This is a genomic window from Huintestinicola sp., from assembly GCF_050874005.1.
In the GTDB taxonomy this organism is placed as follows: domain Bacteria; phylum Bacillota; class Clostridia; order Oscillospirales; family Ruminococcaceae; genus Huintestinicola.
The window spans coordinates 18,504-28,020 of sequence record NZ_JBNMJV010000035.1; the positions used below are offsets into that span (position 1 = coordinate 18,504).

The following is a 9,517-nucleotide window of genomic DNA, read 5'->3' on the forward strand; positions in this document are numbered from 1 at the left end:
TTTATTCAGGATATTGCTCTTTCCATCTTATACCCTACCCCGAAAACCGCCTTTATGTATCGTGGATTGTGGGGATCAGGCTCGATCTTGCCTCTGATACGGCGAATGTGGTCGACTACGGTGCGGTGAACACCGTAGGGGGTCTCGTTCCATACGCTCCGGTAAATGTCCTCTATCAAGCATACCCTGCCGCAGTTTTCCATAAGATATTCCACAATGCCGAACTGGGTGGAGGTGAGCTTAATGGACTGTCCCCCTGCGTAAAACTCCCTGCGCTTTCTGTCAATGGCGAGACTGCCGTTAACGATGGTGTCGGGAATACGTGCGGCGGCAGGTGAGGCATAAAGATATCTTCTGAGCATTGCCGCTGTTCTTGCGGTAAATTCATTCCTGCCCAGACTGTCTGCGGACAGGCATATGTCTGCGCCCTTGTCAAGAGCCACCGTGCGGTATATCTCGTCGCAGGAACGGGAAACTGTCATTATGGGGATATCCGAGCAGGCTCTTATCCGCTCGATCTCTTTAAAACAGGGCGACATAATGCCGCCGTCGCAGATTATTGCCATTGAGATATCCTCAAAGCTGTCGGGGAGCGTTTTGACGCTTCGTGCGGACATATCTTCGCTTTTCAGATATGCTTCAAGCTTTGCGCCCACGCCGCTTTCCCGGGGGGCGTATATCCGGATATTGGGACGGTTCTGTTTGTATATATCCATTTCTGTTCCTCCTAACTGTTTTATGTGTATTATCTGTATTAGCTGTATTAGTTGTTGTAATACAGTTATATCACACTTATACAGTTTTGTCAAGTCTTTCTTTATGTGGTAATGGATTACAAAGGTTACAATTTGGTTACAAATGTCTGCAATTTGGTTTTATATTGCAGTTCACATTTTGTTTACCTCAGAAATTTTCACGAATATTTCAATCCCTCTTGAAAATTTTTTCAAAAGGTGTATAATATAAGTATGTATGCCGATTTTGTGATTTGGAGGGTTATTATGGCAGAAAAGAAATTCAGCGTTACTTTAAAGGAAATAATTGACGAGTTTCATCTTGAAACTATCCATCTTCCTATGGACGCTTCAAAGCTTCTTGTTATCGAGACCGAGATAAACCGCCCCGGACTTCAGCTTTCGGGATTTTACGAATATTTCAATAAAGAGCGTATACAGATAGTGGGAAAGGCAGAGTTTGCCTACCTTGCCACTATGGAGGAAAACGTGAGAAAAGAGCACCTTGAAATGCTTTTTGCGCAGCACGTTCCCTGTATCATCATCACCCGTGAGCTGCCCTATTTCCCCGAAATGCTGGAGCTTGCACAGCAGTATGAGATACCACTTCTCCGCTGCAAGGACAGCACTTCGAGCTTTATGTCCGCACTTATTGCTTACCTTAATCTCCACCTTGCACCGAGAATTACCCGTCACGGCGTTCTTATCGAGGTCTACGGCGAGGGTATGCTTATTCTGGGCGAGAGCGGCGTTGGTAAGAGCGAGACCGCCGTTGAGCTTATCAAGCGTGGTCACAGACTTGTTGCCGATGACGCTGTTGAGATAAGAAAGGTTTCAAATATCAGTCTCGTAGGCTCGTCCCCCGAGAATATCCGTCATTTCCTTGAGCTGAGAGGCATAGGCATTGTCAATGCCCGCCGTCTGTTCGGTATGGGTGCCGTTAAGGTGACCGAGAAGATAGATATGATAGTTGAGCTTGAGCCTTGGGATTCGGAAAAGGTCTACGACAGAATGGGCGTTGACAGCGAATACACGTCTATCCTCGGCGTAAAGGTACCCTGCTCCACCATTCCCGTAAAGCCCGGACGTAACCTTGCGGTCATTCTCGAGGTCGCAGCTATGAACAACCGTCAGAAGAAGATGGGCTACAATGCCGCTCAGGAGCTGCTTGACAACTTAGGCCTTGAGATGGAACACAAGGATACGGTTAAAAAGTGGGATATTTATTGATGAATAACAAAGACGAACAGAGGAAAAAGGATCTCCTTGCGATATTTTTGTGGCTTGGTGTAACGCTTCTCAAGCTTCTGCCTGTTATAGCTGTTATTGCTCTGATATTATGGGTGTATTCGGCTGTAAATACAGCAATGGTCTGATAACAGAGTTATGCCAAGGCTCACATTATAATAAAGGAACTAAACCAATGAAAATAATTGCAGATATGCACACTCATACCGTTGCCTCCACCCACGCCTACTCCACCGTCAAGGAAATGACCGAGGCGGCGAGGGAGGCAGGTCTTGAGTTCCTTGCCATAACCGACCACACGCCGAACTCCACAGACGGACCTCATATATGGCATTTTCACAATCTTCACAAGGCAATTCCCCGTGAACTTTTCGGGGTAAAGATAATATACGGTGCAGAGTCAAGCGTTACGGATTTCGAGGGGCATATTGACCTGCCCGATGAGGAGTGTAAAGCTCTCGACTGGATAATCGGCTCGGTGCATACGGATATCCTGCCCTCGGGGTCATATGAGCAGAACACAAATGCCTATCTCGGACTTGCGAAAAATCCCCTTGTGGACGTTATCGGACATCCGGGGAACACGAAATTCCTCTTTGACTACGAAAAGGGGATAAAGGCATTCAAGGAATACGACAAGCTTGTGGAGATAAACGAAAGCACCCTGCTCTGGAAAAATTCGGAGAAAAATTATCGGGAGATAATTCCCTTATGCAAAAAATATGAGGTCAGCGTTATCGTAAACACCGACGCTCATTTTTTTGCGGCTGTAGGGCAGGTGAGCCGTTCACTTTCGCTCCTTGAGGAGTTTGATTTTCCCGAAAGGCTTATCGTGAATACGGACAGAGAGCGGCTCCTTGAAAGGATAAACAGAAAAAACGGCATAATTTTTAATTGATATATGGCATAATGGACTTTGGGTGATAACTATGACAATGAGAATAAATAAAATAGAGGAACTTGCGGAAGGACTTGGTTTTGAATGTCTTGAAAACGTTCCTCTCAGCCGATATACCACTTTCGGAATCGGCGGGAGATGTCCTCTGATGATAGAGGTAGGCAGCGAAAAGGGTGCGGCGGAGCTTGTAAAGGCTTTGTCTTTGGAAAAAATCCCCTTTTACGTTATCGGAAAAGGCTCAAATCTGCTTGTGGAGGACGGGGAGATACCTATGGTCTTTCTCCATATGGGAAAAGATATCGCCCGTATTTCCGAGGAAAATGGCGTTATAACCTGTCAGGCGGGAGCGGCATTATCTGCTGTCAGCGCATTTGCACGGGACAGGGGGCTTACGGGGCTTGAGTTTGCCTACGGCATACCCGGTAACGTGGGCGGAGCGGTATATATGAACGCAGGGGCATACGGCGGCGAGATGAAGGATATAGTTATCGGCGTTACCGCTTCGGACTTCCTTGGAAATATCCGTGAATTTTCCGCAGAAGAACTTGATTTCGGCTATCGTCACAGCGTATTTTCGGGGGGCGGATATATTACTTTGTCCGCAAAGCTGAAGCTTTCTCCGGGCAATGCCGATGAGATATCCGCAAAAATGGCGGAGCTTACCGCAAAGCGAAAGGAAAAGCAGCCCCTTGAATACCGAAGCGCAGGCAGCACCTTCAAGCGCCCCGAGGGGACTTTTGCGGCTCTCCTTATCGAGGAGTGCGGACTCAAGGGCTATTCCTGCGGTGACGCCGAGGTAAGCGTTAAGCACAGCGGCTTTGTGATAAACAAGGGAACTGCTTCATTTGAGGACGTTATGAATGTGATCGAACACGTAAAGAAAACGGTTTATGAAAAACGGGGCATAAGCTTAGAGTGCGAGCCTGAGATAATAAGACGGGGATAAATTTATCCCATTTTCTCGATTGATCCGCAGGCTATTTTCTCTCCCGAATTGCCCGAGGGCTGGGTGTGAAAGTCATCCGGGTTTGCGTGGATAATAATAGTTCTGCCGATTATCTCCTCGGGCGTAAAGCGGTCGGTGACAAAGGCAAATTTTGCGGTGCCGTTTTTATCGGCATAAAGGGGCGGCATATCTCCCGAGTGGCAGGGGTGAGGGCAGCCGCTCGGGTCATAATGAGTTTTTGCATCTGTAAAGGGGTCTTCCGCTGTACCCGTACAGCTTCCTCCCTCGTGAATGTGCATTGCGAAGATACGGCAGTCACATTTTCCCCCCTTGGGCAGACCGTAGACCGAGACTGTCACAAGGGTTTTGTTTGAATCGGGTACAAATGCGGCATAGCCGTAAATATCCGGATATTTATTGCTGCCGTGAATGGCGGCTTTTGCGTAAAATGTATTTATAAAAACACCTCCCATACAGCATTATAATATGCGGTATGGGAGGATTTTGTTTTATTATTTATTCTTTACTATTTTTTCTTTATTCTTTAAAAAGCTGACTTTATATTGAAAGAATAAAGAATAACGAAAAAACTATAAAATATAAATTTGCGGGGGACGCCCCGCAGCGACCTCGTTGGGATATTTCGTAAAAGTCCTCTCATTTGTGGCACGGTCACTTTCAAAGGCGCAAGTTCAAACCGCAGACCTAAACCGAATAGGCGTATGCCCCACCCCGAGAAATGGAAAACCGCAAAGAAGAGATGTCGTGGTAAACAAATCCGAACAAAACCAAATAAAGGACTTCGATAAAAAAATCAAAGCAAAACTGTAAAAATGCGGAAAAGGGGGAGAGGGTAGGGAAAGAGATCTGAAACCAAAGGTTTCTGAGGGAAAACCGTAGGGGAGGGGGGAAGTCCGCATTTTTGTTGGGTTTATTTCTTTCACCCTCCCCTTAGGTTGTCCCTTTGCCTACTCGCTAACAGGTTTAAGCAAAACCAAATTTCGTTAATCAAAATAATCAGACCGACATATTCCGATTTATCGGGCAGCTTATTTGTATCGTTACCGAGCCGTCTGCCTGTCGCTCAAATAAATTAAAGAACGAGAGGCTGCAGGTTCAACCTGCCTCGGGCTGAATAAACGCTTTGCGTACAAAGGGTATAAACATACCTCCCACAGCATTTCCCAAGGTCATCACCAGAAGATACAGCAAAGTGTTAGCCGACCATACCTTTGCAACGGTGAAATAAAACATATTGGCAACACAGTGCTCGTAGCCGCTGAGAATAAAAGCCATAACGGGGAGAAATACCGCAAGCATTTTTCCGACGGGGTTTTCAATCTTCTTGTAGCCGTCTGCGGCGATAAACATCAGCATTCCGCAGAATATTGCAAGAATGAAAATGCTCAGTAAATTGTCGTTAAATTTGACCTCGCATATCTGCGCCGCCTTTTCGCTTATAGCAGAGGAAATTCGTGTGCACAGAAGCATACCGCCCATTGCGGCAGTTCCCGCAAGATTTCCCAGCCATATGAGAATAAGGTCGATTATGTACGAGGGCTTGTTTTCAACTGCGTAGCCCACCTTGCCCGTGAAAAGGTTGAAGCCGAAGGAAAGTATCACGAACAGACCCGTTCCGAAAAGGAAAGCGCCCATATATTTGTTGTCACAGGAAAGAAAGACCGCTCCGCCGATGCCGATAGCAAAGCCCGTCATCACCGCACGGAGGAAAATGTCAATAACACGTTTCATAAGACCACCATTAAATAAAAGATTATTGCCGAAAAAATATGCCGACGGTCTGTCGGCATATAGAGACACTTATGTATTCAGAGAATTACTCGTCATCAAAGTTACCGGGTATATGGAGCTGCTTTACAGGGATCCTCTTAAGGGGAGAATATGAAAATTTAGGGCAGGAAGCGTCTCCGTTAACAAGACCTCTTTTTTCGCAGAGAACCTTGCCGCCGTCCTTAGCTCTTGTTCCGAAAGCGCAGTACTGGCACTGAGGCTCAATATCGTTTCCGAAGTATTTCTTCTTTGCCATATAAACATTCCTTTCTGCGTAGCAAGATACATCTTTTTTATATTATATCACATTTTTTCGGGTTTGGCTATATTTTTTTGCGATAATATCAAAATCGTCATTATCAACAAAATTATCGAAAGCATTGGTGAGAAATCACTAAATTTGATCTCCTCACTTACAGGTGCGCTTACTGCGATAACGCTGACGGTATAGAATTTCGGGATAAGGTTTTGGCATATAAGAAATGCGGCAATAGCGCAGGGAATACGTAAAAGCAATGCTCTGATAGGTGAAAAGCCCTTGCATACCGCCTTTATCTGCATATGAACGCACAGTCCCCCGAAGCAGAGCATTGCGGCGGCAAGGGGCAGGAGCTTTGTCGGGTCACCGAAAACACCGCTTAAATTGCTTATCTCGAAAAATGACCGCACAAAAGGATAAGCTTGTGCCGGGTGAATTACCGTCATACGTGATATCAGCACCGATATGCCCGAAAGCAGTCCCGCCTTTGAAAATATCCCCATAAGAGCCGCCATAATAAGCACCATACCGCATATCATAGTCATACTCTCTGCGGCTGAGCGGGCAGCTCCCGTGATATCCTCCGCCGAAAGCCTCGGTCTGATTTTTTCAGCGAATTTTTCGGGAACAGACCGAAAGGGTGCGGAAATGAGAGCGGTAAGCAGGTTTGTCCCCGTTACGGCGAGCATTACGGATATCCACGCTCCCTTGCAGTCGGGAGCCGCAATGGATGATATCGCCATAATATACGCAGGTCCCGGGGCAATGCAGAAGCATAAGAATTCTTCCGCCTGTGACTTTGTAAGACGTCCGCTTTCAATCAGTCCGCTTATGAGCGCCGCACCGATGGGATAACCCGCAAGCTGGCTTATTACAAAAACGGGGAAAAACTCCTCGGGCATTCGTAAGACAAATCTTGAAAAAAGTGAAAAGGGTCTACCGAGAAGTTTGTATGTATCCGTTTCAATAAGCAGCTTTGAAGCGGCGGTAAATGCGTACAGCGAGGGAATGAGGGTGGAAATGCACAGCGCCGCCGCCTTTGCACATTCCTGCGCCGCCTCACGACCTGCCCATATGAGAGCAGCGGCAAATAAAATTACGGGAACTGCCGGGCATATCTCCTTTAATTTATAAATGACATTCACATCCGATACCGTCCTTTGCAGATTTGTACCCTGCATAATGTGCAGGGGCATTTAATATATATAATTACGGGGGAGGGAAAAATATTCCCCGGAAAGGACGGGTGTGAATGGAGCTTAAACCCCGAAGCTCCCAGATCGTCATCTGCGGAAATACCTATCTTGAGGTGGAAAACTGCAGTCGTATTATGGAGTATAATGACATTTACCTGAAGGTGAAAACATTTTCGGGAATGGTTATAGAGATATGGGGAACGGGACTTCTGCTTTCGGATTACAATACCGAGGGGATAGCAGTCAGGGGAAAAATTACTTCGGTGGAGCTTCACGGAAAAGAGGAGTGAAATAAAATGCGGCTATACAGGCTCCGAAGCCGAACGGGCTTCTGCATATATTCGGAGCAGGGGAGGGACTGCGGGAAATTCATAAACGACTTACGAAACAGTCCTATTAAATTTTTCGGACTTTCGGTGAGGGGAGACAGACTTTACGGATATGTAGGCAGGGGGGATTTTTCAGCCCTGGGAAGTCTTGCAGAGAAGCATAAGCTCACTTGTGAGATGATAGACGAAAAGGGAGCGGCAAAGGAGCTAAGACCATACAAAAGGCGGATAGGTCTTGTTATAGGCTTTTTTCTGTCATTAGGTCTGGTGGCGTTTTTAAACGACAGGGTGATGATTATTGAGGTGGGCGGCAATGAAACTATCCCCACCGAGCGGATATTATCCCACCTTGAGGACGCAGGAGTGTACATCGGCAGCAGCATTTCCTCTGTCAATTTAAGACGTGTGGAAAAACAGGTCGCCGCAATGGACAAGAACATCGACTGGGTGGGTATAAAACATATCGGCAGCAGGGTGACGGTGGAGATAAACGAGATAACCCTTCCCCCCGAAATGGAGCGGAAAAACACACCCTGCAATATTGTTGCTGCCCACGACGCACAGATAACGGGGGTCAGATTATACAGCGGAATGCTCATTCCAATGGTTGGCGATGGGGTCAGAAAGGGTGATATTCTGGTCAGCGGCGTGGTGGACACCAAGTACGGGCGAAGCTTTTACGTCCACTCCATAGGGGAGATAACGGGGATATACACCGAAAAAATGACCTTTTCGGAAAGACTTCAGACAGAGGAAAAGGTCTGCGTGGGGGAGCAAAGCGCCAAGGCTTTGAAGATATTCGGACATAAGCTTGTCTACAGCCCTGCGGAGCTTCCCTCGGGGGATTACGAATACAGCGAGACAGACGAGCAGTTTACTTTTCTGGGGCTTACCCTGCCTCTTTACCGTATCACAGGGCATTACCGTATTATGGAGGCTCAGAGCGTGACCATTACCGAAGAGCAGGCAGAGCAGAATATTATGGGGAGGATAGAGAAATACGAGCAGAATTTTCTTGACGGGGAAGCGGAGATACTGGGAAGAGACATAGAAAAATCGACCGATAAAAACGGGGTAACTGTCACAGTCACATACACTCTTGAAGGGGAGATCGGGGAAGAAAAGATGATATTTGCCAAATACGAATCGCCAAAGGAGTCTGAACCGGAAAGCAAAGAAAAAACTGAAAGCTGAATTCGGGATATGTCTATATTATAGCACATAAGTTTCGAAATGTCAATATCAAATCGAACAAAAGTTGCACACATCTGAAATTTTGTATAGCTGCACAAAAAAACAGTACAGCCTTGATCAAAATAGCACATACATATCAAAAAACGGGACTGACGATCATCTGACCGTCAGTCCCGTTAATATTATGCTGCAAAAATTACTTTTTCTTGCCCAGTTCCTCAACATCATCGTGCTGTGTAAGATTTTCGGAGATAGCCCAGGTCTTTACTCTGATCTTGCTGCGGTCGCCGCCTGTTTCGATAACAACAGTCTGAGTGTCATCGTTCTTGCGGACGATAATGCCCACAATGCCGCCGATGGTGGTAACCTCGTCGCCTATCTGGAGGTTGTCACGCATTTTCTTCTGCTCTTTTTCCTTCTTGTTCTGAGGACGGATAAGCATAAAATAGAAAACGACCATTACCACAATGAGCATACCTACAGAAGATATGAGCTGACCTGTCATTGCAGCGTCATCTGCGGTTGCAGTTGCGGCAGCGGTGGCTAAAAAATAAATATTTGACATATTCTGGTAATTCCTTTCCTTTGAAAAATAGTAATACATCTTTAATTATACCGCATTTTCCCAAAAAAGCAATAGCTTTTACAGAAATTTAAGAATTGCCTCGCATTAAATTATAAAACGGGCGGCTGAAGGCTCAGCCTGCTATGTTAAGTGATACAGCTCAACATAATTCTGCCGTTACCGAGCCATATGCCTCCCGCCCAAAGTGAATTAAGAAACGGGCGGCTGCAGGCTCAGCCTGTTATGTTAAGTGATACAGCTCAACATAATTCTGCCGTTACCGAGCCATATGCCTCCCGCCCAAAGTGAATTAAGAAACGAGCGGCTGCAGGCTCAGCCTGTTATGTTAAGTGATAC

Annotated in this window: 12 protein-coding genes; 6 read left to right on the forward strand and 6 right to left on the reverse strand. The window is 46.3% G+C overall.

What is annotated here, in order from left to right:
* Positions 1–5 precede the first annotated feature (5 nt).
* On the reverse strand, positions 6–716 hold the full coding sequence (locus ACR0QN_RS11005) for a winged helix-turn-helix transcriptional regulator (RefSeq protein WP_432651266.1): 711 nt from the start codon (positions 714–716) through the stop codon (positions 6–8).
* Positions 717–1,001: 285 nt separating this feature from the next.
* Here ACR0QN_RS11005 and hprK point away from each other — a divergent pair, with 285 nt between their 5' ends.
* From hprK to murB, 4 genes are read left to right on the forward strand one after another with little or no spacing between them, the layout of a single operon-like run.
* Entirely contained in the window at positions 1,002–1,964 is a 963-nt protein-coding gene (gene hprK / locus ACR0QN_RS11010; protein WP_432651267.1) for an HPr(Ser) kinase/phosphatase, read from the forward strand.
* Positions 1,964–2,110, forward strand: a complete 147-nt coding sequence (locus ACR0QN_RS11015; RefSeq protein ID WP_432651268.1) for a hypothetical protein — start codon at positions 1,964–1,966, stop codon at positions 2,108–2,110. Before hprK ends, ACR0QN_RS11015 begins: the two co-directional genes overlap by 1 nt.
* Positions 2,111–2,157: 47 nt before the next feature.
* Positions 2,158–2,880, forward strand: a complete 723-nt coding sequence (locus ACR0QN_RS11020) for a phosphatase (RefSeq protein ID WP_432651269.1) — start codon at positions 2,158–2,160, stop codon at positions 2,878–2,880.
* A gap of 37 nt (positions 2,881–2,917) precedes the next feature.
* A complete protein-coding gene (murB, locus tag ACR0QN_RS11025; RefSeq protein ID WP_432651270.1) occupies positions 2,918–3,826 on the forward strand; it encodes a UDP-N-acetylmuramate dehydrogenase in 909 nt (302 codons plus the stop codon).
* A 2-nt stretch (positions 3,827–3,828) separates the two neighbouring features.
* Here the strand turns inward: murB and ACR0QN_RS11030 are convergent, their stop codons facing one another.
* The 4 genes from ACR0QN_RS11030 to ACR0QN_RS11045 form a co-directional block, all read right to left on the reverse strand.
* A complete protein-coding gene (locus ACR0QN_RS11030; RefSeq protein WP_432651271.1) occupies positions 3,829–4,299 on the reverse strand; it encodes a superoxide dismutase family protein in 471 nt (156 codons plus the stop codon).
* A 643-nt stretch (positions 4,300–4,942) separates the two neighbouring features.
* On the reverse strand, positions 4,943–5,578 hold the full coding sequence (locus tag ACR0QN_RS11035; RefSeq protein ID WP_432651272.1) for a formate/nitrite transporter family protein: 636 nt from the start codon (positions 5,576–5,578) through the stop codon (positions 4,943–4,945).
* An 85-nt stretch (positions 5,579–5,663) separates the two neighbouring features.
* Positions 5,664–5,873: a hypothetical protein gene (locus ACR0QN_RS11040; RefSeq protein ID WP_432651273.1), complete on the reverse strand. Its 210-nt coding sequence runs from the start codon at positions 5,871–5,873 to the stop codon at positions 5,664–5,666.
* Positions 5,874–5,920: 47 nt separating this feature from the next.
* A complete protein-coding gene (locus ACR0QN_RS11045; RefSeq protein WP_432651274.1) occupies positions 5,921–7,021 on the reverse strand; it encodes a hypothetical protein in 1,101 nt (366 codons plus the stop codon).
* Positions 7,022–7,128: 107 nt separating this feature from the next.
* Here ACR0QN_RS11045 and ACR0QN_RS11050 point away from each other — a divergent pair, with 107 nt between their 5' ends.
* Both ACR0QN_RS11050 and ACR0QN_RS11055 read left to right on the forward strand, forming a co-directional pair.
* Positions 7,129–7,362: a YabP/YqfC family sporulation protein gene (locus tag ACR0QN_RS11050; RefSeq protein ID WP_432651275.1), complete on the forward strand. Its 234-nt coding sequence runs from the start codon at positions 7,129–7,131 to the stop codon at positions 7,360–7,362.
* 6 nt (positions 7,363–7,368) lie between these two features.
* Positions 7,369–8,595, forward strand: a complete 1,227-nt coding sequence (locus ACR0QN_RS11055; RefSeq protein ID WP_432651276.1) for a sporulation protein YqfD — start codon at positions 7,369–7,371, stop codon at positions 8,593–8,595.
* Between the two features lie 196 nt (positions 8,596–8,791).
* Here the strand turns inward: ACR0QN_RS11055 and yajC are convergent, their stop codons facing one another.
* Positions 8,792–9,160 (reverse strand): preprotein translocase subunit YajC, encoded by a 369-nt coding sequence (gene yajC, locus ACR0QN_RS11060; protein ID WP_432651277.1) that lies wholly within the window; start codon positions 9,158–9,160, stop codon positions 8,792–8,794.
* Positions 9,161–9,517 lie beyond the last annotated feature (357 nt).